Origin of the sequence: Pseudomonas sp. PDM04 (assembly GCF_014851765.1) — a bacterium.
GTDB lineage: Bacteria > Pseudomonadota > Gammaproteobacteria > Pseudomonadales > Pseudomonadaceae > Aquipseudomonas.
In genome coordinates this window covers 747,988-770,905 of sequence record NZ_JACVAI010000001.1, presented here as the reverse complement: position 1 = coordinate 770,905, position 22,918 = coordinate 747,988, and the positions used below count along the sequence as shown (strand labels likewise).

General features: G+C 61.8%; 25 protein-coding genes. 23 read left to right on the top strand and 2 right to left on the bottom strand.

Annotation, left to right across the window (positions count from 1 at the left end; translation table 11 throughout):
• Positions 1 to 8 precede the first annotated feature (8 nt).
• The 21 genes from fliM to IB249_RS03460 all read left to right on the top strand — a co-directional run bounded on the left by fliM (position 9) and on the right by IB249_RS03460 (position 19,447).
• The gene (gene fliM, locus IB249_RS03560; RefSeq protein ID WP_192302121.1) at positions 9 to 977 is read left to right on the top strand and encodes a flagellar motor switch protein FliM; all 969 of its coding nucleotides are present in this window, start codon (positions 9 to 11) and stop codon (positions 975 to 977) included.
• A gap of 69 nt (positions 978 to 1,046) precedes the next feature.
• Entirely contained in the window at positions 1,047 to 1,505 is a 459-nt protein-coding gene (gene fliN, locus IB249_RS03555) for a flagellar motor switch protein FliN (RefSeq protein WP_192302120.1), read from the top strand.
• Positions 1,506 to 1,949, top strand: a complete 444-nt coding sequence (fliO, locus tag IB249_RS03550) for a flagellar biosynthetic protein FliO (RefSeq protein WP_192302119.1) — start codon at positions 1,506 to 1,508, stop codon at positions 1,947 to 1,949.
• Entirely contained in the window at positions 1,949 to 2,707 is a 759-nt protein-coding gene (gene fliP / locus IB249_RS03545; RefSeq protein WP_053156624.1) for a flagellar type III secretion system pore protein FliP, read from the top strand. The genes fliO and fliP overlap by 1 nt, the downstream gene beginning before the upstream one ends.
• Positions 2,704 to 2,973, top strand: a complete 270-nt coding sequence (gene fliQ / locus IB249_RS03540) for a flagellar biosynthesis protein FliQ (protein ID WP_192302118.1) — start codon at positions 2,704 to 2,706, stop codon at positions 2,971 to 2,973. The genes fliP and fliQ overlap by 4 nt, the downstream gene beginning before the upstream one ends.
• A 3-nt stretch (positions 2,974 to 2,976) precedes the next feature.
• A complete protein-coding gene (gene fliR / locus IB249_RS03535) occupies positions 2,977 to 3,762 on the top strand; it encodes a flagellar biosynthetic protein FliR (RefSeq protein ID WP_192302117.1) in 786 nt (261 codons plus the stop codon).
• A gap of 3 nt (positions 3,763 to 3,765) precedes the next feature.
• A complete protein-coding gene (flhB, locus tag IB249_RS03530) occupies positions 3,766 to 4,905 on the top strand; it encodes a flagellar biosynthesis protein FlhB (protein WP_192302116.1) in 1,140 nt (379 codons plus the stop codon).
• Positions 4,906 to 5,139: 234 nt separating this feature from the next.
• Positions 5,140 to 7,269: a flagellar biosynthesis protein FlhA gene (flhA, locus tag IB249_RS03525; protein ID WP_192302115.1), complete on the top strand. Its 2,130-nt coding sequence runs from the start codon at positions 5,140 to 5,142 to the stop codon at positions 7,267 to 7,269.
• An 11-nt stretch (positions 7,270 to 7,280) separates the two neighbouring features.
• Positions 7,281 to 8,609, top strand: coding sequence for a flagellar biosynthesis protein FlhF (gene flhF, locus IB249_RS03520; protein WP_192302114.1), 1,329 nt, complete (start codon positions 7,281 to 7,283; stop codon positions 8,607 to 8,609).
• Between the two features lie 113 nt (positions 8,610 to 8,722).
• Positions 8,723 to 9,553, top strand: a complete 831-nt coding sequence (gene fleN / locus IB249_RS03515; protein WP_008001746.1) for a flagellar synthesis regulator FleN — start codon at positions 8,723 to 8,725, stop codon at positions 9,551 to 9,553.
• Positions 9,550 to 10,290, top strand: coding sequence for an RNA polymerase sigma factor FliA (gene fliA, locus IB249_RS03510; protein ID WP_007894214.1), 741 nt, complete (start codon positions 9,550 to 9,552; stop codon positions 10,288 to 10,290). Before fleN ends, fliA begins: the two co-directional genes overlap by 4 nt.
• A 167-nt stretch (positions 10,291 to 10,457) precedes the next feature.
• Positions 10,458 to 10,829, top strand: coding sequence for a chemotaxis response regulator CheY (locus tag IB249_RS03505; RefSeq protein ID WP_003183998.1), 372 nt, complete (start codon positions 10,458 to 10,460; stop codon positions 10,827 to 10,829).
• Between the two features lie 22 nt (positions 10,830 to 10,851).
• Positions 10,852 to 11,640 (top strand): protein phosphatase CheZ, encoded by a 789-nt coding sequence (locus IB249_RS03500; RefSeq protein ID WP_192302113.1) that lies wholly within the window; start codon positions 10,852 to 10,854, stop codon positions 11,638 to 11,640.
• Between the two features lie 53 nt (positions 11,641 to 11,693).
• Positions 11,694 to 13,949 (top strand): chemotaxis protein CheA, encoded by a 2,256-nt coding sequence (locus IB249_RS03495; protein WP_192302112.1) that lies wholly within the window; start codon positions 11,694 to 11,696, stop codon positions 13,947 to 13,949.
• 50 nt (positions 13,950 to 13,999) lie between these two features.
• Positions 14,000 to 15,136 (top strand): protein-glutamate methylesterase/protein-glutamine glutaminase, encoded by a 1,137-nt coding sequence (locus IB249_RS03490; protein WP_192302111.1) that lies wholly within the window; start codon positions 14,000 to 14,002, stop codon positions 15,134 to 15,136.
• Positions 15,136 to 15,876: a flagellar motor protein gene (locus tag IB249_RS03485; protein WP_192302110.1), complete on the top strand. Its 741-nt coding sequence runs from the start codon at positions 15,136 to 15,138 to the stop codon at positions 15,874 to 15,876. Before IB249_RS03490 ends, IB249_RS03485 begins: the two co-directional genes overlap by 1 nt.
• A 15-nt stretch (positions 15,877 to 15,891) precedes the next feature.
• Positions 15,892 to 16,782, top strand: coding sequence for a flagellar motor protein MotD (gene motD, locus IB249_RS03480; protein ID WP_192302109.1), 891 nt, complete (start codon positions 15,892 to 15,894; stop codon positions 16,780 to 16,782).
• Positions 16,783 to 16,825: 43 nt separating this feature from the next.
• Entirely contained in the window at positions 16,826 to 17,614 is a 789-nt protein-coding gene (locus IB249_RS03475) for a ParA family protein (protein WP_192302108.1), read from the top strand.
• A 1-nt stretch (position 17,615) separates the two neighbouring features.
• Positions 17,616 to 18,494, top strand: a complete 879-nt coding sequence (locus IB249_RS03470; protein ID WP_192302107.1) for a CheW domain-containing protein — start codon at positions 17,616 to 17,618, stop codon at positions 18,492 to 18,494.
• A gap of 74 nt (positions 18,495 to 18,568) precedes the next feature.
• On the top strand, positions 18,569 to 19,054 hold the full coding sequence (locus tag IB249_RS03465; RefSeq protein WP_192302106.1) for a chemotaxis protein CheW: 486 nt from the start codon (positions 18,569 to 18,571) through the stop codon (positions 19,052 to 19,054).
• Positions 19,055 to 19,447, top strand: coding sequence for a DUF2802 domain-containing protein (locus IB249_RS03460; RefSeq protein ID WP_192302105.1), 393 nt, complete (start codon positions 19,055 to 19,057; stop codon positions 19,445 to 19,447).
• Between the two features lie 48 nt (positions 19,448 to 19,495).
• Here IB249_RS03460 and IB249_RS03455 read toward each other — a convergent pair whose 3' ends face one another.
• Positions 19,496 to 19,825, bottom strand: coding sequence for an EscU/YscU/HrcU family type III secretion system export apparatus switch protein (locus tag IB249_RS03455; RefSeq protein WP_192302104.1), 330 nt, complete (start codon positions 19,823 to 19,825; stop codon positions 19,496 to 19,498).
• Entirely contained in the window at positions 19,822 to 21,396 is a 1,575-nt protein-coding gene (locus IB249_RS03450; RefSeq protein ID WP_192302103.1) for a flagellar hook-length control protein FliK, read from the bottom strand. The genes IB249_RS03455 and IB249_RS03450 overlap by 4 nt, the downstream gene beginning before the upstream one ends.
• 196 nt (positions 21,397 to 21,592) lie before the next feature.
• Between IB249_RS03450 and ccmA the strand changes: the two genes are divergently transcribed.
• Both ccmA and ccmB read left to right on the top strand, forming a co-directional pair.
• The gene (ccmA, locus tag IB249_RS03445) at positions 21,593 to 22,228 is read left to right on the top strand and encodes a cytochrome c biogenesis heme-transporting ATPase CcmA (protein WP_192302102.1); all 636 of its coding nucleotides are present in this window, start codon (positions 21,593 to 21,595) and stop codon (positions 22,226 to 22,228) included.
• On the top strand, positions 22,225 to 22,893 hold the full coding sequence (gene ccmB / locus IB249_RS03440; protein ID WP_192302101.1) for a heme exporter protein CcmB: 669 nt from the start codon (positions 22,225 to 22,227) through the stop codon (positions 22,891 to 22,893). Before ccmA ends, ccmB begins: the two co-directional genes overlap by 4 nt.
• Positions 22,894 to 22,918 lie beyond the last annotated feature (25 nt).

The window sequence follows — 22,918 nt, the reverse complement described above, 5'->3', positions numbered from 1 at the left end:
AACACGACATGGCCGTGCAGGACCTGCTGTCCCAGGATGAGATCGACGCGCTGTTGCATGGCGTCGACGATGGTCTGGTACAGACCGATATCGCTGCCGATCCCGGCAGCGTAAAAAGCTATGACCTGACCAGCCAGGATCGCATCGTCCGTGGACGCATGCCGACCCTGGAAATGATCAACGAGCGTTTTGCCCGCTACACGCGCATCAGCATGTTCAACATGTTGCGTCGCTCGGCGGACGTGGCGGTCGGTGGCGTGCAGGTGATGAAGTTCGGCGAATACGTGCACTCGCTGTACGTGCCGACCAGCCTCAACCTGGTCAAGATCAAACCCTTGCGCGGCACGGCGTTGTTCATTCTCGACGCCAAGCTGGTGTTCAAGCTGGTGGACAACTTCTTCGGCGGCGACGGCCGTCACGCGAAGATCGAAGGGCGTGAGTTCACCCCGACCGAACTGCGTGTGGTGCGCATGGTGCTGGAGCAGGCCTTCGTCGATCTGAAGGAAGCCTGGCAGGCGATCATGGAAGTGAACTTCGAGTACATCAACTCCGAAGTGAACCCGGCCATGGCCAACATCGTCGGCCCGAGCGAGGCCATTGTGGTGTCGACCTTCCACATCGAGCTCGATGGCGGTGGCGGTGACCTGCACGTGACCATGCCGTACTCGATGATCGAGCCGGTGCGGGAAATGCTCGATGCCGGCTTCCAGTCGGACCTCGACGACCAGGACGAACGCTGGGTCAACGCCTTGCGCCAGGACGTGCTGGATGTCGATGTGCCGATCGGCGCCACGGTTGCCCGTCGCCAGTTGAAGCTGCGCGACATCCTGCACATGCAGCCGGGGGATGTCATCCCGGTGGAAATGCCCGAAGACATGATCATGCGCGCCAACGGCGTGCCGGCCTTCAAGGTCAAGATGGGCTCGCACAAAGGCAACCTTGCCTTGCAAGTGATCGAGCCGATCGAGCGTCGTTGAACGGCGCTCCAAACCATTCGCGATTAACTGACGGCAACCCGATCGGGGGTTGCCTGCCGAGGACACATGATGGCTGACGAGATGAATACCCAGGACGATCAGGCGCTGGCCGATGAATGGGCTGCGGCCCTGGAAGAAACCGGTGAAGGTGGGCAGGACGACATCGATGCGCTGCTGGCTGCCGATGCCGCCACCTCGTCTTCCAACCGTTTGCCGATGGAAGAATTCGGCAGCGTGCCGAAGAACAACGAACCGGTAAGCCTGGAAGGCCCGAACCTGGACGTGATCCTCGATATCCCGGTGTCGATCTCCATGGAAGTCGGCAGCACCGACATCAACATTCGCAACCTGCTGCAACTCAACCAGGGTTCGGTGATCGAGCTTGATCGCCTGGCCGGCGAGCCGTTGGACGTACTGGTCAACGGTACGTTGATCGCCCACGGCGAAGTGGTGGTGGTCAACGAGAAGTTCGGCATCCGCCTGACCGACGTGATCAGCCCAAGCGAACGCATCAAGAAGCTGCGCTGAGTGAAAAAGGTTCTGGGTTACCTGCTGTCGATGGCGCTGTCGGGCGCGGCCCTGGCGGCCGAACCGGCGGCGACCGCTGTCGCTGCACCTGCCGTCAACGGCGGCGTCGCGGGGCAACTGACGCAACTGGTGCTCGGTCTGCTGCTGGTGCTGGGGTTGATCTTCTTCCTCGCCTGGTTGCTGCGCCGGGTTCAGCAGGCCGGGCCGGCCGGCAAAGGGCAGGTGATCGAACTGATCGGCTCCCGCGCGCTCGGTCCGCGTGACCGCCTGATGCTGGTACAGGTCGGCAACGAGCAGATCCTGCTCGGGTTGAGCCCGGGAACCATCACCGCGTTGCATGTGCTCAAGGAGCCGGTGCACGTGCCGGTCACCGAGAAAGCCACTCCGGAGTTTGCCCAGCGCCTGATGGAGCTGATGGGCAAGGATCAGAAGGATAAGAAGTAATGGGTGCGCTACGCATCGTCTTGACCCTGGCCCTGATGCTGGCGGCGCCGCTGGCTTTCGCCGCGGACCCGTTGTCGATTCCGGCCATCACCCTGGGCACCAATGCCGAGGGTGCGCAGGAGTATTCGGTCAGCCTGCAGATCCTGCTGATCATGACCGCGCTGAGCTTCATTCCGGCGTTCGTCATGCTGATGACCAGTTTCACCCGGATCATCATCGTCTTCTCGATCCTGCGTCAGGCCCTGGGCCTGCAGCAGACGCCGTCGAACCAGATCCTCACCGGCATGGCACTGTTCCTGACCCTGTTCATCATGGCGCCGGTGTTCGACCGGGTGAACCAGGATGCCTTGCAGCCGTACCTGGCGGAAAAACTCACGGCGCAGGACGCGGTGGCCAAGGCCCAGGTGCCGATCAAGGACTTCATGCTGGCCCAGACCCGCAGCAGCGACCTGGAGCTGTTCATGCGCCTGTCCAAACGCACGGATATCGCGACGCCGGACCAGGCGCCGTTGACCATCCTGGTGCCGGCGTTCGTCACGTCTGAGCTGAAAACCGCGTTCCAGATCGGCTTCATGATCTTCATTCCCTTCCTGATCATCGACCTGGTGGTGGCCAGTGTACTGATGGCCATGGGTATGATGATGCTCTCGCCGCTGATCATTTCCCTGCCGTTCAAGATCATGCTGTTCGTGCTGGTGGATGGCTGGGCCTTGATCATCGGCACGTTGGCGAGCAGCTTCGGCGGTGTCTCGCCATGACGCCGGAAGTCGCGGTAGACATCTTTCGCGAGGCGCTGTGGCTGACCACCATGATGGTGGCGGTGTTGGTGATTCCCAGCCTGCTGGTCGGCCTGCTGGTGGCGATGTTCCAGGCCGCCACGCAGATCAACGAACAGACCCTGAGCTTCCTGCCGCGCCTGCTGGTGATGCTGGTCACCCTGATCGTTGCCGGTCCCTGGATGGTCCAGACCTTCATGGAGTACATCATCCAGCTGTACCACAACATCCCGCTGGTCATCGGTTAAGCCATGTCATCGCTGCTGCAGCTGACCGATACCCAGATCAGTACCTGGGTGGCGACGTTCATGCTGCCCTTGTTTCGCATCGGTACGCTGTTGATCGTCATGCCGATTTTCGGTACGAAGATGGTGCCCACGCGCGTGCGGCTGTATTTTGCGCTGGCCATCACCGTAGTGATCGTTCCAGGGCTGCCGCCGATGCCTCCCGTCAACGCGCTCGACTTGAGTGCGCTGCTGCTGATCGCCGAGCAGATACTCATCGGTGCCTTGCTGGGGTTTTCGCTCCAGCTGTTCTTCCAGGCTTTCGTTGTGGCGGGGCAGATCGTCGCCGTGCAAATGGGGATGGCGTTTGCCTCCATGGTCGACCCGACCAATGGCGTATCAGTGGCCGTGATCGGACAGTTTTTCACCATGCTGGTGACGCTGTTGTTCCTGTCCATGAATGGCCACCTGGTGGTGTTCGAAGTCCTCACCGAAAGCTTCACCACGCTGCCGGTCGGTGGCGGGTTGATGGTCAATCATTACTGGGAGCTGGCCGGCAAGCTCGGCTGGGTGCTCGGTGCGGCGCTGATGCTGGTGCTGCCGGCGATCACTGCGTTGCTGGTGGTCAACATCGCGTTTGGCATCATGACCCGGGCTGCGCCGCAGTTGAACATCTTCTCCATCGGTTTTCCGCTGACCCTGGTGCTCGGTCTGTTCATCGTCTGGGTCGGCCTGGCGGACATCCTCAATCAGTATCAACCGCTGGCCTCCGAGGCCCTGCAGTTTTTACGCGAACTGGCACAGGCGCGCTGAGTCATGGCTGAGAGCGAAAGCGGTCAGGACAAGACAGAAGACCCCACGGAGAAAAAGAAAACGGACGCCCGTGAAAAGGGTGAAATCGTCCGCTCCAAGGAGTTGAACACACTGGCCATCATGCTCGCCGGCTCCTCTGCGCTTTTGATTTTTGGCGGGGCGCTGGCGCAAGACCTGATGGAGTTGATGCGGCAGAATTTCTCTCTGTCGCGGGAAGTCATCCTCGATCAGCGCTCGATGAGCACTTATCTGATGAGCTCGGGGCTTAGCGCGTTGCTGGCCATTCAGCCGATCATGATTACCCTGGTACTCGCGGCGTTTCTCGGGCCGATATCGCTGGGGGGGTGGTTGTTTGCGGCAAGTTCTCTGGCGCCGAAATTCAGCCGGATGAACCCGTTGGCGGGTCTCAAGCGGATGTTCTCGGTCAAGGCGCTGGTTGAATTGCTCAAAGCGTTCGCGAAATTTCTGATCGTACTGATCGTCGCCCTGACGGTGTTGTCTTCAGACATCGATGACCTCATGCGTATCGCCCATGAACCTATGGAGATGGCCATCATCCACTGCTTGCAAGTGGTGGGCTGGAGTACGTTGTGGATGTCGTGCGGGCTGCTCGCCATTGCGGCGGTGGACGTGCCGGTGCAGCTCTGGGAAGGCCACAAGAAGCTGCTGATGACAAAGCAGGAAGTGCGTGACGAGCACAAGGATCAGGAGGGTCGGCCGGAGGTCAAACAGCGGATTCGCCAGTTGCAGCGCGAAATGTCCCAGCGGCGCATGATGGCGGCGATTCCCGAGGCTGACGTGGTCATTACCAACCCGACTCACTACGCGGTGGCGCTCAAATACGATCCGGACAAAGGCAGCGCGCCGGTGCTGCTGGCCAAGGGCAGTGACTTCCTGGCCCTGAAGATCCGTGAAATCGCCGTGGCCAACGAAGTACTCCTGCTGGAGTCGCCGGCGCTGGCGCGTTCGATCTATTACTCCACGGAGCTCGAGCAGGAAATCCCTGGCGGCCTCTACCTCGCTGTCGCCCAGGTGTTGGCCTACGTCTATCAGATCCGCCAGTACAAGGCGGGCAAGGGCAAGCGGCCGGATCCGTTGAAGGATGACCTGCCTATTCCGCCGGACCTGCGCCGGGACTCGTAACAGCGCCCCTTCCCGGACGGTCTGGCCTCGTCGCGAGCGGGCCGCTCCCGCAGTTTTGGCGGTGTGTCATTGTGGGAGCGAGCCTGCTTGCGATCAGGCCTGTCCTGTCAGTACAAATCCCCCTCTGATCCTCTCCATTTCAATCCCCCGCAGAAGTTGGAAGGCTTCTTGCAATAGCCGCTCTGCGCCTGCTGCTGGCGTCAAAAGTTTGCTTTAAAGGAACGGGGAAAACCGGTGGATCGCACTCAGTTACTCAACACTGCTCGCACGAACATGGCAGACCTCAGTCGAGGCAATCTGGGCGTGCCGCTGTTGCTGCTGGTCATGCTGGCCATGATGATGCTGCCGGTGCCGCCGTTCCTGCTGGACGTGTTCTTCACGTTCAACATCGCGTTGTCGATCGTGGTCCTGCTGGTGTGCGTCTACGCCTTGCGGCCCCTGGATTTTGCGGTGTTCCCGACGATTCTGCTGGTGGCGACCCTGTTGCGACTGGCGTTGAACGTGGCGTCCACACGGGTGGTCATGCTCCACGGCCAGGACGGTCATGCCGCGGCGGGCAAGGTGATCCAGGCGTTCGGCGAAGTGGTGATTGGCGGCAACTACGTCGTCGGTATCGTGGTCTTCGCGATTTTGATGATCATCAACTTCGTCGTGGTGACCAAGGGTGCCGGGCGGATTTCCGAAGTGAGCGCACGTTTCACCCTCGATGCGATGCCCGGCAAGCAGATGGCGATCGACGCCGACTTGAACGCCGGCCTGATCGATCAGCCCCAGGCCAAGGCCCGTCGCGCGGAAGTGGCCCAGGAAGCCGAGTTCTACGGCTCCATGGACGGTGCCAGCAAATTCGTGCGCGGTGACGCCATCGCCGGCCTGCTGATTCTGTTCATCAACCTGATCGGCGGCATGGCGGTCGGTATCTTCCAGCACGGCATGTCCTTCGGCGACGCCGGCCGGGTTTACGCCCTGCTGACCATCGGTGACGGTTTGGTGGCGCAATTGCCATCACTGTTGTTATCCACAGCGGCGGCGATCATGGTGACCCGTGCTTCCGGTTCGGAAGACATGGGCAAGCAGATCAATCGCCAGATGTTCGCCTCGCCGAAAGCCCTGGCCGTGGCAGCCGGCCTGATGGCGGTGATGGGCCTGGTGCCCGGCATGCCGCACGTCTCCTTCCTGAGCATGGCGGCCCTGGCGGCAGGCGGTGCCTACCTGTTCTGGAAAAAGCAGAACGCCGTCAAGGTCCAGGCCCTGCAAGAGGTCAAGCGTCAGCAGGAACTGCTGCCATCGCCTGCCCGCGCCATGGAAACCAAGGAGCTTGGCTGGGACGACGTCACGCCCATCGACATGATCGGCCTGGAAGTCGGCTACCGCCTGATTCCGCTGGTGGACCGCAACCAGGGTGGCCAGTTGCTTGCGCGGATCAAGGGGGTGCGCAAGAAGCTCTCCCAGGACCTGGGTTTCCTGATGCCGACCGTGCACATCCGTGACAACCTCGACCTGGCGCCAAGTGCCTACCGCCTGACCCTGATGGGGGTCATCCTGGCGGAAGCGGAGATTTACCCGGATCGCGAACTGGCGATCAATCCGGGGCAGGTCTATGGCACGCTCAACGGGATCAACGCCAAGGATCCGGCTTTCGGGCTGGAGGCGGTCTGGATCGAAATCAGCCAGCGTGCGCAGGCGCAATCGCTCGGCTACACCGTGGTCGATGCCAGTACCGTAGTGGCGACCCACCTGAACCAGATTCTGTACAAGCACTCCAGTGAGCTGATCGGCCACGAAGAAGTGCAGCAACTCATGCAATTGCTGGCCAAGAGCTCGCCGAAACTGGCCGAGGAGCTGGTGCCGGGCGTGGTGTCGCTGTCGCAGTTGCTCAAGGTTCTGCAGGCGCTGTTGGCCGAGCAGGTGCCGGTGCGCGACATCCGCAGCATTGCCGAAGCCATCGCGAACAATGCCGCCAAGAGTCAAGATACTGCCGCGCTGGTGGCCGCCGTGCGCGTTGGTGTATCCCGCGCAATCGTCCAAAGCATTGTAGGGACTGAGTCCGAGCTGCCAGTTATCACTCTGGAGCCCAGGTTGGAACAAATTTTGCTCAATAGTCTGCAGAAGGCAGGGCAAGGCTCGGAAGAGGGCGTTTTGCTGGAGCCAAGCATGGCTGAGAAGCTGCAGCGGTCGTTGATCGAAGCGGCGCAGCGTCAGGAAATGCAAGGTCAACCGGTCATCCTGCTGGTGGCGGGTCCGGTCCGCGCGATGCTGTCGCGATTCGGCCGGCTGGCAGTTCCCGGTTTGCACGTGTTGGCTTACCAGGAAATCCCTGACAACAAGCAAGTGACCATCGTTGCGACAGTAGGGCCCAATGGCTGAGGTAGTGGTTTATGCAAGTTAAGCGTTTTTTCGCCGCCGATATGCGCCAGGCCATGAAACTGGTTCGTGATGAGCTGGGCGCTGATGCCGCCATCATCGGCAACCGCCGGATCGCCGGTGGTGTCGAGCTCACGGCAGCCCTGGATTACAAGCTGTCGGCGCTGGCCCCGCGCGTTCCGAACATGGAACTCGAAGATGAGCTGCGCAAGACCCAGTCGCGGATCGTCAACGCCCAGGCCGAGTTGAGCCTGCGCAACGAGGGCGAGAGCGACAAGTCGACCAATCGCCAACTGTTCGCCGGCCTGCCGCTCACCGCTGCCGAGCCACTGATCGAGCCGACCTACACCGAGCCGCGCCGTGCGGCACCTGCCCCGGCACCGGCGCCTGCCGGCGTGGATCCGCGGGCATTGGAATCGATGCGTTTCGAGCTCAACAGCCTGCGCGAGCTGATGGAAGTCCAGCTCGGCTCGCTGGCCTGGAGCCAGATGCAGGGCAATGCCCCGGCACAGGCCAACCTCTGGCGTCGCCTGCAGCGCATCGGTTTGTCCGGTCCGTTGTCCCGCGACCTGCTGGCGTTGATTACCGACGTCGACGAGCCTCGCCAGGCCTGGCGCATGTTGCTGGCACACCTGGCACGGATGATCAGCACGCCAGAAGTCGAGCCGCTGGAAGAAGGGGGTGTGATTGCCATGGTCGGTCCGGCCGGCATGGGCAAGACCACCACGCTGGCCAAGCTGGCTGCCCGCTACGTGCTCAAGTACGGCGCGCAAAGCATTGCGCTGGTCAGCATGGACAGCTACCGCATCGGCGCTCAGGAACAACTCAAGACCCTTGGGCGGATTCTCAATGTGTCGGTGACCCATGTCGATCCGGGCCAGTCCCTGGTGCAGGCGCTGGATCCCCTGCTGCGCAAGCGCGTGGTGCTGATCGATACCGCAGGCCTGCAGGCCAGCGATCCGGCCCTGCGCATGCAGCTTGAAAGCCTGGCCGGTCGTGGCATCCGGGCAAAAAATTACCTGGTGTTGGCAACCACCAGCCAGAAACAGGTTCTAACGGCTGCTTATCACAGTTACAAGCGCTGCGGGCTCGCTGGCTGCATACTGACTAAACTGGATGAAACGGCAAGTCTGGGCGAGGTGTTGAGCCTGGCAATCAGTCATGAGTTGCCGGTGGCTTACCTGACCGATGGCCCGCGGATTCCGGATGACCTGCATCTGCCGCGTCGTCATCAACTGGTCAGTCGCGCCGTCAGCGTGCAAATGCAGGAAGAACCCAGCGAAGAAGCCATGGCTGACATGTTCGCTGATATCTACCACAGCCCGACCAAGCAGGTCGGCTGAGGTAATGAACATTTTTTGTACCTACATCGATGGTCTGCCAGGCATTGTTCCGTTTACGAACGCGCAGCCAGTAATGTGGCCTCCGTCTATGCAAGACAAGGTAAAGAAATAACATGGGCAGCATGCATCCCGTACAGGTGATCGCGGTGACCGGCGGCAAAGGTGGCGTCGGGAAGACTAACGTGTCAGTGAACTTGTCCCTGGCCCTGGCTGAGCTTGGCCGGCGCGTCATGCTGCTGGACGCCGATCTGGGGCTGGCAAACGTCGACGTTCTGCTGGGCCTGACACCCAAACGCACGCTGGCCGACGTGATCGAAGGCCGCTGTGAGCTGCGTGACGTATTGTTGCAGGGGCCCGGCGGCATCCGCATCGTCCCGGCAGCGTCCGGCACCCAGAGCATGGTGCACCTGAGCCCGGCCCAGCATGCCGGCCTGATCCAGGCGTTCAGCGATATCGGCGACAACCTCGACGTGCTGGTGATCGACACCGCTGCGGGTATTGGTGACTCGGTAGTCAGCTTCGTTCGCGCCGCGCAGGAAGTGCTGCTGGTGGTCTGTGACGAGCCGACCTCCATCACCGATGCCTACGCACTGATCAAACTGTTGAACCGCGACTACGGCATGAACCGCTTCCGCGTCCTGGCCAACATGGCCCAGAGCCCGCAGGAAGGGCGCAACCTGTTCGCCAAGTTGACAAAGGTCACGGATCGCTTCCTGGACGTCGCCTTACAATACGTCGGCGCGGTGCCCTACGACGAAAGCGTGCGCAAGGCCGTCCAGAAGCAGCGCGCCGTCTATGAAGCCTTCCCGCGTTCCAAGTGCTCCCTGGCCTTCAAGGCCATCGCACAAAAGGTCGATACCTGGCCGCTGCCCGCCAATCCGCGTGGGCACCTGGAGTTTTTCGTCGAGCGCCTCGTGCAACAAACGGCAGGACCCGTGCTATGACAGCCAGCGGTTACAACCTCTACAAGAAGTCGGCGCGTGACGCGCAGTACGAGCTGATCGAGCGTTACGCGCCACTGGTCAAACGCATTGCCTACCACTTGCTGGCGCGTCTGCCGGCCAGTGTCCAGGTCGAAGACCTGATCCAGGCCGGCATGATCGGCCTGCTGGAAGTATCGACCAAATATGACGCCAGCAAAGGCGCCAGTTTCGAGACGTACGCGGGCATTCGAATCCGCGGCGCCATGCTTGATGAAGTGCGCAAGGGGGACTGGGCGCCACGTTCGGTCCACCGCAATACCCGCATGGTCAGCGACGCGATTCGCTCGATTGAAGCTAAAACCGGCCGTGACGCTAAAGATCACGAGGTTGCGGCCGAACTCCAATTGAGTCTCGACGATTATTACGGGATTTTGAACGACACCCTGGGCAGCCGGTTATTCAGTTTCGACGATCTGTTGCAGGACGGCGAACACGAAGGGCTGCACGAGGATGGCGCGAGTGCTCATCTCGAGCCGTCACGCGACCTGGAAGATGAACGCTTCCAGGCGGCGTTGGCGGACGCGATTGCCAATTTGCCGGAGCGCGAGCGACTGGTGTTGGCGCTGTACTACGACGAAGAGTTGAATCTCAAGGAAATCGGTGAAGTCCTGGGGGTCAGTGAATCTCGGGTCAGCCAGTTACACAGCCAGTGCGCGGCCCGTTTGCGGGGGCGTTTGGGGGAGTGGCGAGCGCGCTGAAGGCAGTGTGGGGACACTGCGAACGTGGCTGGTGTGGTGGTGAACCACGCCGGTCTCGATCTGTTGTGCTCCAGACAGTCATTGAGTGCTCTGCCGAATTGATTGAAATGGCGCGTCCAGGTGCTGGGCGCGTTTAAGACTGCTTGGAGGTCGAATTGGACAAGAACATGAAAATCCTCATCGTTGATGACTTCTCAACGATGCGGCGGATCATCAAGAACCTGTTGCGTGACCTTGGGTTCACCAACACGGTCGAGGCTGACGATGGCACCACCGCCATTCCGGTCCTCAACAGCGGAAGCATCGACTTTCTGGTCACCGACTGGAACATGCCCGGCATGACCGGTATCGATCTGCTGCGCCACGTGCGCGCCGACGAAAAGCTCAAGCACCTGCCGGTACTGATGGTGACGGCTGAAGCCAAGCGCGAGCAGATCATCGAAGCGGCCCAGGCCGGTGTAAACGGTTATGTGGTCAAACCCTTCACGGCCCAGGCGTTGAAAGAAAAAATCGAGAAGATTTTCGAACGCATCGGTTGAGTCACGGCGCCACGGGGGAGCTATGGACCACAAAGAATCTTCACAGGGCGACTTTGAGTCGACCCTGAAAAAACATGCGGTCGAACTGGTCGAAAGCCTTGAAAAAGGCAAGTTCGGCGACGCGGTGCAACTGATCCATGAGCTCAATCAGACCCGTGACCGCGGCCTGTATCAGGAAGTGGGCAAGCTCACCCGCGAGCTGCATAGCGCGATCGTCAATTTCCAGATCGATCCGCACATGCCACAAGCCGAGGAAGTGTCCCAGATCACGGATGCCACCGAACGCCTAGGGTATGTTGTCAAGCTGACAGAGGCCGCTGCCAATCGCACCATGGACCTGGTCGAGAGCTCAACGCCCCTGGTCAACAGCCTGGGCGATGAAGCCCAGGCGCTGAGCACCGACTGGGGGCGCTTCATGCGTCGCGAAGTCGGGGCCGAGGAGTTCCGCGAGCTGGCACGGCGTGTCGACGGTTTTCTGGCACGCAGCAGCACGGACAATCGGGCGGTGTCGAGCAACCTCAACGACATCCTGCTCGCGCAGGATTACCAGGACCTCACCGGCCAGGTGATCAAGCGTGTCACGCAATTGGTCACTGAAGTTGAAGCCAACCTGCTCAAGCTCGTGCTCATGGCCAGTCAGGTTGACCGCTTTGCGGGCATCGAACATGACCGTGAAGCAATGCTTGCAGAAAAAGATCCACAAAAACATCTCTCTCAGGGTGAAGGTCCACAGATTCATGCCGATAAAAGAGAAGACGTTGTGTCCGGTCAGGACGATGTGGACGATTTGCTATCCAGCCTGGGCTTTTAAAATTCAGGCATTTTAGGTTTTTGGGTTTTTAGACCTGTAGGAGCACACCCTTAATGAGCTTCGGCGCCGATGAAGAGATCCTTCAGGATTTCCTGGTTGAGGCCGGCGAGATTCTAGAGCAACTGTCCGAACAGCTGGTCGAGCTGGAAAGCCGACCTGATGATGCGGACTTGCTCAATGCAATTTTTCGCGGTTTTCACACTGTAAAAGGGGGCGCCGGCTTCCTTCAGCTCAATGAGCTGGTGGAGTGCTGTCACATCGCCGAGAACGTGTTCGACATCCTGCGCAAGGGTGAGCGCCGCGTCGACTCGGAATTGATGGACGTGGTTCTCGAAGCGCTGGACTCGGTGAACAGCATGTTCGGCGAAGTCCGCGATCGCAGCCCGATCACGGCTGCCACACCTGAATTGCTCGCCGCCCTGGCGCGTCTGGCCGAGCCGCAATCGGCCGATCAGGCCGCGCCGGTGGCCGACGTGGTGGAAGCGCCACAGGCAGCGGCCGCCGAAGCCGAGTCGGGCGATATTACCGATAACGAATTCGAACAACTGCTGGACTCGCTGAACGCCGTCAAGGCCGAGGCAGAGGCACCGGCAGCTGCTCCGGTCTCAGCGTCCGACGCGGCCAGTGATGAAATCACCGATGCCGAGTTCGAGTCGCTGCTCGACCAGCTCCACGGCAAGGGCCAGTTCGCCGCCGACGCGGTGGGCGCAGCGCCAGCCGCTCCGGCCGCCGCCGCGCCGAAAGAGCCGGGCGACAGCTCCGACATTACCGACGACGAGTTCGAGGCATTGCTCGATCAGTTGCACGGCAAAGGCAACTTTGCGGTCGACGCACTGGAGTCGGCCATCGCGTCGGTCCCGGCCTCGGCTGCGCCAAATGCCGCCGCAGCGGGCAGCGACCTGATCACCGATCACGAGTTCGAATCGCTGCTCGACGATTTGCACGGCAAGGGCAAGTTCACCGATGTTGCCAGCGGTGCCGCCGCTTCCTCGGTCGCCACCCCCGCTGCCAAGGCACCGGCTGCCAAGGCTGCCGAGCCCAAGGCCGAAACGCCGAAGCCTGCCCCCGCGCCGAAGCCTGCCGCTGCACCGGCGCCTGCCCGGGCCGCCGCAGCACCTGCGGAGAAACCGGCCAGCGAGGCCGAGACCACCGTGCGGGTCGACACCGCGCGTCTCGACGAAATCATGAACATGGTCGGTGAGCTGGTGCTGGTGCGTAACCGCCTGGTGCGCCTGGGTGCCAACAGCGCCGATGAAGCCATGTCCAAGGCGGTGTCCAACCTCGACGTGGTCACCGCCGACCTGCAGACCGCAGTCATGAAGACCCGGATGCAACCGATCAAGAAGGTGTTCGGGCGCTTCCCGCGTCTGGTTCGCGACCTGGCACGCCAGCTCAAGAAAGAGATCAACCTGGAGCTGGTCGGCGAAGAAACCGACCTCGACAAGAACCTCGTCGAGGCCCTGGCCGACCCGCTGGTCCACTTGGTGCGCAACGCGGTCGACCACGGCATCGAGTCGCCGGAAGAACGCGAAGCCTCGGGCAAGTCCCGTGGTGGCAAGGTCATCCTCGCCGCCGAGCAGGAAGGCGACCACATCCTGCTGTCGATCTCCGATGACGGCAAGGGCATGGACCCGAACGTCCTGCGCGCCATCGCGGTAAAACGCGGGGTGATGGACAAGGATGCGGCCGATCGCCTGAGCGACACCGAGTGCTACAACCTGATTTTCGCCCCGGGTTTCTCGACCAAGACCGAGATCTCCGACGTGTCGGGACGTGGCGTGGGCATGGACGTGGTGAAGACCAAGATTTCCCAGCTCAACGGTTCGATCAACATCTACTCGACCAAGGGCCAGGGCTCGAAGATCGTCATCAAGGTGCCGTTGACCCTGGCGATCATGCCGACGCTGATGGTCATGCTGGGCAACCAGGCGTTTGCGTTCCCGCTGGTGAACGTCAACGAGATTTTCCACCTCGACCTGTCGACCACCAACGTGGTGGATGGCCAGGAAGTGGTGATCGTGCGGGACAAGGCACTGCCATTGTTCTACCTCAAGCGCTGGCTGGTCAGCTCCGCCGCTCACGAAGAGCAGCGCGAGGGCCATGTGGTGATTCTTTCGGTGGGCACCCAGCGGATCGGCTTCGTCGTCGATCAACTGGTGGGCCAGGAAGAAGTGGTCATCAAGCCATTGGGCAAAATGCTGCAGGGAACCCCGGGCATGTCGGGCGCCACCATCACCGGTGATGGCCGCATCGCGCTGATTCTCGATGTTCCGAGCATGCTCAAGCGTTACGCCGCACGGCGTATTTGATTCAGGGGGAGCGGGGCGACCTAGCCTCGCTCCCGCCTAACGGAGTGTTTATGGTAGTCAAGGTCCTGGTGGTGGACGATTCGGGTTTTTTCCGCCGCCGCGTCTCGGAAATTCTTTCAGCGGACTCCAATATCCAGGTCGTCGGTACGGCGACCAACGGCAAAGAGGCGATCGATCAGGCGCTGGCCCTCAAGCCGGACGTGATCACCATGGACTACGAGATGCCGATGATGGATGGCATCACGGCGGTGCGGCACATCATGCAGCGCTGCCCGACTCCGGTGTTGATGTTCTCATCGCTGACGCACGAAGGCGCCCGGGTCACCCTGGACGCGCTGGACGCCGGTGCGGTGGATTTCCTGCCGAAAAATTTCGAAGACATCTCGCGTAACCCCGAGAAGGTCAAGCAACTGCTGTGCGAGAAGATTCTCAGCATCTCGCGCAGCAACCGTCGTGTCAGCGCCTACAGCGCACCGGCCCCGTCGCCTGCGCCGACTTCCGCGCCCACCAGCGCCAGCAGTTATGGCAGCGCTGCGCCCGTCCGTGCGGCCATCACGCCGTCCCGGAACCCTGCGCCTGGCCACGCACCGGCACATGCCGTGTCTTCGCCGGCGCCCAAACGCAAAGCCTACAAACTGGTGGCCATTGGTACGTCCACGGGCGGCCCGGTGGCCCTGCAGCGGGTGTTGACCCAGTTGCCGGCCAATTTCCCGGCACCGATCGTGTTGATCCAGCACATGCCGGCGGCCTTCACCAAGGCGTTCGCCGAGCGTCTGGACAAGCTGTGCCGCATCAGCGTCAAGGAAGCCGAGGATGGCGACATCCTGCGTCCGGGCCTGGCACTGCTGGCGCCGGGCGGCAAGCAGATGATGATCGATGGCCGCGGCGCGGTGAAAATCCTGCCGGGCGACGAGCGTCTGAACTACAAGCCATGCGTGGACATCACCTTCGGTTCCGCGGCCAAATCCTACGGTGACAAAGTTCTGGCGGTGGTGTTGACCGGCATGGGCGCCGACGGCCGCGAAGGCGCGCGCCTGCTCAAGCAGGGCGGCAGCTCGATCTGGGCCCAGGATGAAGCCAGCTGCGTGATCTATGGCATGCCGATGGCCATCGTCAAGGCGGAGCTCGCCGACGCGGTGTATGGCCTCGATGACATAGGCAAGCATCTGGTCGAGGCGTGCATCTGATGGACGTACTCAGCCTTATCGGGATCATCATGGCGTTCGTCGCCATCATCGGCGGCAACTTCCTCGAGGGCGGTCACCTCGGTGCCCTGGCCAACGGCCCTGCGGCGCTGATCGTGCTCGGCGGGACCATTGGTGCGGCGCTGCTGCAGTCGCCCATGAGCGCCTTCAAGCGCGCCATGCAAATTCTCGGCTGGATCCTGTTCCCGCCCCGCGTGGATTTGGCTGGCGGCATCGACCGCGTGGTGAACTGGAGTCTGACCGCCCGCAAGGAAGGTCTGCTCGGCCTGGAAGGGGTGGCGGACGCCGAACCTGACAGCTACTCGCGCAAGGGCCTGCAGTTGCTGGTCGACGGTGCAGAGCCGGAAGCCATCCGCAGCATTCTGGAAGTGGACTTCTACACCCAGGAAAGCCGCGACATCGAAGCGGCCAAAGTCTTCGAAAGCATGGGTGGCTACGCGCCGACCATCGGCATCATCGGTGCGGTCATGGGCCTGATCCACGTCATGGGCAACCTGGCCGACCCGGCGAACCTGGGCAGTGGCATCGCCGTGGCGTTCGTCGCCACCATCTACGGCGTGGCCAGTGCCAACCTGGTGCTGCTGCCGATCGCGGCCAAGCTCAAGTCCGTTGCATTGCGCCAGTCGCGTTATCGCGAAATGTTGCTGGAAGGCATTCTGTCGATTGCCGAAGGCGAAAACCCTCGCTCTATTGAGCTGAAGCTTCAGGGCTTCATGGATTGATGGGGGTAATGGACCATGGCGCGTCGCCGACAACATGAAGAGCATGTGAACCATGAACGCTGGCTGGTTTCCTACGCCGACTTCATTACCCTGCTGTTCGCCTTTTTCGTGGTGATGTACTCGATTTCCTCGATCAACGAAGGCAAGTACAAGATCATTTCCCAGGCGCTCGTCGGCGTGTTCACCGATGCGGATCGCTCGTTGCAGCCGATCCCCATTGGCGATGAGCGGCCGAAGACCGTGACCCCGGCCAAGCCGCTGGTCAAGGACAGCGACCAGGTCGACGCCGGTATCGCCGGGGCCAGCGATCCGCTGAAAAGCATCGCCGATGACATCAGCGCGGCGTTCGGCGACTTGATCAGCTCCAACCAGATGACCGTGCGCGGCAACGAGCTGTGGGTCGAGATCGAACTCAATTCCAGTCTGTTGTTCGGCAGCGGCGATGCCATGCCCAGCGACGTCGCGTTCAACATCATCGACAAGGTGGCAGCGATTCTGAAACCGTTCGACAACCCGATTCACGTCGAAGGTTTTACCGACGACCAGCCGATCCGCACGGCGCAGTACCCGACCAACTGGGAACTGTCCTCGGCGCGTTCGGCGAGCATCGTGCGCATGCTGGCGATGCAGGGCGTGAACCCGGGTCGGATGGCCTCGGTGGGGTATGGCGAATTTCAGCCGGTGGCCAACAACGCCACGGCAGAGGGCAGGGCGCGCAACCGTCGTGTGGTGTTGGTGGTGTCACGCAACCTCGATGTGCGGCGCAGCCTGACCGGCACCGGAACTGCCAATGCGCAACCTGACGCCGCGTTGAAGCGTGCTGGCACACAAACTGCACCTGCACCGGTCAAACCACCGGTACGCGAGAGCGCCGTCAATTCTCCGTCACCCGTATTAACACGTTGAGCTATTTCTCGGTCGACCGGTTCGACCGGGAGGAACAATCCGAATGAGAGTCTGGGCAGTTGCCAATCAAAAGGGTGGTGTTGGTAAAACCACTTCCTCCATCGCTTTAGCCGGGTTGCTGGCTGAGGCGGGCAAGCGCGTGGTCGTGGTCGATCTCGACCCTCACGGCTCGATGACCAGCTACTTCGGTTACGATCCAGACACCCTGGAGCACAGCAGCTACGACCTGTTCCTGCACAAGGGCAGCGTGCCGCAAGGCCTGCCCGGCCAACTGCTGTTGCCCACCAGCCATGCCAGTATTTCCCTGCTGCCGTCGAGCACCGCACTGGCAACGCTGGAACGCCAGTCGCCGGGGCAAAGCGGCCTGGGCCTGGTGATCGCCAAGAGCCTCGCGCAACTGTGGCAGGACTTCGATTACGCCGTGATCGACAGTCCGCCGTTGCTCGGCGTGCTGATGGTCAATGCCTTGGCGGCCAGTCAGCAACTGGTCATTCCGGTGCAGACCGAGCACCTGGCGGTCAAGGGGCTGGAGCGCATGGTCAATACCCTGGCGATGGTCAACCGCTCGCGCAAGCAGCCGCTGGCATTCAGCATCGTGCCGACGCTGTTCGACCGCCGTACGCAAGCGTCCCTCGGGACCTTGCGGGTATTGCGCGACAAGTACCCCGACGAAATCTGGCAGGGCTATATCCCGGTCGACACGCGCTTGCGTGACGCCAGCCGTGCCGGTGTCACCCCTTCGCAATTCGACGGCAAGAGCCGTGGGGTGCTGGCCTATCGTGCCCTGCTCAAGCATTTGCTCGCGCAGCAGTCCGTTGCGCAGGTGGCGTGAGATGAATCGCCCGGTAAAAGTCACGTCCCGTCCGCAGCTTGCACTTCAGTCCTATCTGGACAACTTGCTGATGGACGCGACCGAAGAGGCGCCAGCGGAAATCGAGACGATTGCCGAGGTGATCGAGGTCGAGGCGGCACTCGACGAGTTCCAGGCAGCGGTGCTTGAAGAGCAGGCCCGCGACGCGCAGAAGTCGCCGCAAACACCTGCGCCTGTTACGGCACCGGTTGCCGCGCCTGTCGTGCAAGCGCCAGTGGCGCTGATCGATGCACCGGCCCCGGTCATGGCGCCGGTGTCGACCATCGCGCCGTTGCTGCAGGCGCTGGTGCCGCCGATCGTCGAAGTCCATTTGCCACCCAGCAACACGCCGCCGCCGGTGGAAACCGACGGTCGTCCCGCCTGGGCCGCCGACGCGTTCGAATGCCTGTTGTTCGATGTCGCCGGGCTGACCCTTGCGGTGCCGCTGGTGTGCCTGGGCTCGATTTATTCACTGGCCGGCCAGGAGCTGACGCCGCTGTTCGGTCAGCCGGAATGGTTCCTCGGGATCCTGCCGAGCCAGGCCGGCAACCTGAAGGTGCTCGACACCGCGCGTTGGGTCATGCCCGACCGATATCGGGACGACTTCCGCCAGGGCCTGCAGTACGTCATTTCGGTCCAGGGCTACGAGTGGGGGCTGGCGGTGCATCAGGTCAGCCGCTCATTGCGCCTGGACCCGAACGAAATCAAATGGCGCACCCATCGTGGCCAACGGCCGTGGCTGGCAGGCACGGTCATTGAACACATGTGTGCGTTGCTCGACGTGGCCGCACTGGCCGAGCTGATTGCCAGTGGCGGCGCAAAACACCTGGGCGGCAGCAAGCCGATCCACAAGCCAACATAAAAAACACGCGGGGCAAATGAGTTGCCATCGCACCGAACACACACCGCCAGGGCGGTTTTTCGAGGGGTCAGGGTATGAATGATAAGGCGTCGTCTGCAAAGGGTTCCGAAGATCCGATCCTGCAATGGGTAACCTTCAAGCTGGACAATGAAACCTACGGCATCAACGTGATGCGCGTTCAGGAAGTCCTGCGTTACACCGAGATCGCTCCGGTTCCGGGTGCCCCAAGCTACGTGCTGGGCATCATCAACCTGCGCGGCAACGTGGTCACCGTGATCGACACCCGCCAGCGCTTCGGCCTGATGAATGCCGAGATCAGCGACAACACCCGGATCGTCATCATCGAGGCCGACAAGCAAGTGGTCGGCATCATGGTCGACAGCGTGGCCGAAGTGGTTTACCTGCGTCAGTCGGAAATCGAAACCGCGCCGAACGTGGGCAATGAAGAGTCCGCCAAGTTCATCCAGGGCGTGTGCAACAAGAACAACGAGCTGCTGATCCTGGTCGAACTGGACAAGATGATGAGCGAAGAGGAATGGTCGGAACTGGAGAATATCTGATTGATTCTCGAGGTTGCGGTCATTGTCCTGTTCCTGTTCTGGGCAGGCACGCTGGCAATGTTCCTGGCGTACATTCGCGGGCAGCGGCAGATCGCCGCACAACAGGCCCAGGGCGATGCGCTGCGCGATCAGCGCATCAAGGAACTGGCCAGACTGGTTGAGAACTACCAGAGTGGCACCGTGCGCATGGGGGAAGACCTGCATGAGCTGCGCGCGGTGGTTGCTCCGTTGCCGGACAAGCTGGCTCAACTGGAACAGCGCGACCCGTCGAGCCTGTCGTTTGCCCAGGCGGCGCGATTGGTCGGGATGGGAGCGAGCGTCGATGAACTGACCCAGTCCTGCGGTTTGACCCAGGCTGAGGCCGAGTTGATGAGCAAGTTGCACAAGAGTTGATGGTCAGTACCCAATCGCCGGCTCGCCGGCGATGGCGTCCCCAACACCTCAGTAATCATCCCCACGGTCGGTCACGTCTTTCTCGACCATCGGCGCATCCGGGTCCTGCCCGGCAGGAAACTTGCCTTTCAGGTTCCACGCAAACGCAATGATCTCGGCGATCGTGCGGTACAGCTCCTCCGGAATACTGTCCCCCAGCTCCATGCGCGCCAGCAGTCTCACCAGCTCGGCGTTTTCGTAGATCGGCACTTCATAGTCGCGGGCGATCCGCAGGATTTCTTCGGCCAGTTCCTCATCGCCCTTGGCGGTCAGGGTCGGTGCGTGGCTGCCGTCGTATTTCAGCGCGATGGCCTGGCGTGGGGCGTGGGTGTTGTTCATGCGGTTTCGTCGACCCAGCGTTGTTCGAGACGGGTTTGTGGACCTTGGGGCGGTTTGCCTTGGTGGCAATCGAGGTCGCCCACGTTCAGGCCCGAGTCCAACAGGCGTTGGCGCAGCGCGGCCAGGTTGCTTTCGATCAGGCTCGCCGTGTAGGGCCGTTCGGCCCACAACTGGCTCGACAGGCTGCCCTGAATCAGTTGCGCCTGGATCTGCAGCGGGCCCAGCGGTTCCATGTCGAACGCCAGATCGACGCGCCACAATTGCTGTTTGGGTTCGCGTTCGTCGCGGCGCTCCTGGGGCTGTTCCTTTTCCGGTGCTTCCTCGCGCTGAAACTTGACTTGCAGGGGCACGATGTCTTGCAGGTTGCGCATCGGGATTTCCAGCTGCCAGGTGCTCATCAGGCGACCGTCGCTGGTCACGCCGGTCTGCTCCAGGCTCGACAACTGGTGGCTTTGCAGGCGAGAAACCGCTGCGGCAGCCAGGCGCAGCAGGTGTTCGAGATCGTCTTCGCCTTCCGCGCTCTGCAACAGGCGCTCGGGCAGCGGGAATCCGGTCGGTGACGGCTTGGCGCTGACCTGCCCGAGCATGCCCAGGGCATTGCGCACGAAGCTCGGCATGGCCTGGGCGAGGGTGTTGGCCGCAATGATCGCATTGAGATTGGTGTTGGTCGGCAGTCCCTGGGTCACTTGTGCAATCAGCCTGAGCAGGTCGCCTTTCAAGTCCGGCGCCAGCGTCGGGTTTTGTCCGCCCAGAAGCTTCGATTCGAGGAAGGCGCCGCTACTGGCCAGTGCCAGCGCCAGGCCTTTGGGGGTGCTCAGTTGCTGAGCGTCCGGCAGGCCGGCGAGCAGCCTGTTCGCCGCCGCCCTCAGGTCGCTGGACGTCTGGTCGGTGGCCGGCAGGTTTTGCAGCAATTTCAGCAGGCCGTCCAGCGAGCCCTGGCGACTCTGTTGGCTGGCCAGTTGCTGAGTAACCGCCAGTTGTTCCTGACGACTGCTCAGCGGGACGAATTTCAGGGTCTGGCTGTCTTGCACCTGGGCGCTGAGCAAGGTGCCGATGCGCAGGGGCGTCGGGCTGTCGAGGGTCAGCGTCCTGCCGCTCAATGCGGTGTTGAGCAGGCTCACCAGCGAGCGAAATACCGTTGGCTGGCCCGGCACCTGCGGCAGCACCTGGGCCGTCAGCACCTTGCCTTGCAACAGTGTGCCCACCGGCAGTTGCGCGGTGTCGATGCGGGTGAGGGTGGCGACACTGGAGGCAATCGCCTGTTGCACCGTCACAGCCAGGTTGCTCGCCGAGGGCTGGGTGATCGCCAGGTTCGTACCCTGGGGCAGCGGCTGGCTGCTGGTGGCCTGGACCGTGGTCTGCCGGCCGTTCTCGAGGGTGACCTTGAGCAGCAGTTGAAAGGTCTGGTCCGCCTGCTTCAGCGACAGCACTTCAGCCTTGGCCGACTGGCCGGGCGTGATCAGGCCTTCCATCGGCGTCAGCAACTTGAGCAGGTCACCGCTGACCACCAGCGGCCGTGAGGTCGCGGGTGTGGGCTGCGGGAGCGGGAGGATGTTCATTTCGCCTGTCATACGCGGTCACAACCTGAAGAAATTGCCCTCATTAGAGTAGGGCATGGCATGTATAATGCCGCCCGTCTTTCGGAGAGTGGCAAAAACATTGCAATTGTTTGACGCAGCTCTCTAGAACAGGCCGCCATTGCGACTATGCTGCACCCCTTTAGCGGCCGCTCCGCTGCCGACTTGAACCGTAAAGGCCCGTGATCTCTTGACCAGTCCAGTCCTGCAAACCGTCGCACTCGCCTGTGAGCGAGACCTTCGACTGCTGTTCGAAAATCTCGATTTGAGACTGGCCAGTGGCGAAATGGTGCAAATCAGCGGCCCCAACGGCAGTGGCAAGACCAGCCTGTTGCGCCTACTGTCCGGTCTGATGCAGCCGACGGCCGGGCAAATCCTGCTCAACGGCCAGCCGCTCAACGAACAGCGCAACGAACTGGCGCGCAACCTGTTATGGATCGGGCATGCCGCCGGCATCAAGGACCTGCTGACGCCGGAGGAAAACCTCAGCTGGATCTGCGCCCTGCATCATCCGGCCAGCCATGAAGCCATCTGGAGCGCGCTGGCAGCCGTCGGACTGCGCGGCTTCGAGGATGTTCCCTGTCACACCCTGTCTGCCGGCCAGCAACGTCGCGTGGCGCTGGCGCGGTTGTACCTCGACAGTCCGCCGTTGTGGATCCTCGACGAGCCGTTCACCGCGCTGGACAAGCAAGGCGTGGCGCAACTCGAATCTCATCTGGCCGGCCACTGCGAACGCGGTGGCATGGTGGTGTTGACCACTCACCACACGCTGACCCGCATGCCGGCCGGGTATCGTGACATTGACCTGGGGAATTGGGCCGCATGAGTGTGTTCGGTCTGCTGGTCGCCCGTGAGGCGCGTTTGTTGTTCCGCCGCCCTGCGGAGTTGGCCAATCCACTGGTGTTCTTTGCGATCGTGGTGTCCCTGTTCCCGCTGGCCGTCGGTCCCGAGTCTCAATTGTTGCAAACCTTGTCTCCGGGACTGGTCTGGGTCGCGGCCCTTTTATCGGTCCTGCTCTCGCTGGACGGGCTTTTCCGCAGTGATTTCGAGGACGGTTCCCTCGAACAGTGGGTCCTTTCGTCGCACCCCCTGCCTCTTCTGGTTTTGGCCAAGGTACTGGCACACTGGGCCTTCTCTGGCCTGGCCCTGGTTTTACTCGCTCCACTGCTGGCACTGATGCTCGGTTTACCCACCGCCTGTCTACCGGTGTTGCTGCTTTCCCTGTTGCTGGGTACACCGGTGCTGAGCCTGCTCGGTGCCGTGGGTGCGGCCCTGACGGTGGGGTTGAAGCGCGGCGGCCTGTTGTTGGCGCTGCTGATTCTGCCGCTGTACATCCCGGTGTTGATTCTCGGCAGCGGCGCCTTGCAGGCCGCCTTGATGGGCATGCCGGCAACCGGTTATCTCCTGTGGCTTGGCAGCCTGACCGCCCTGGCGATAACCCTGACACCTTTTGCAATCGCTGCTGGCCTGAAGATCAGCGTCGGCGAATAATGAGGTCTGATCAAATATTGATCAG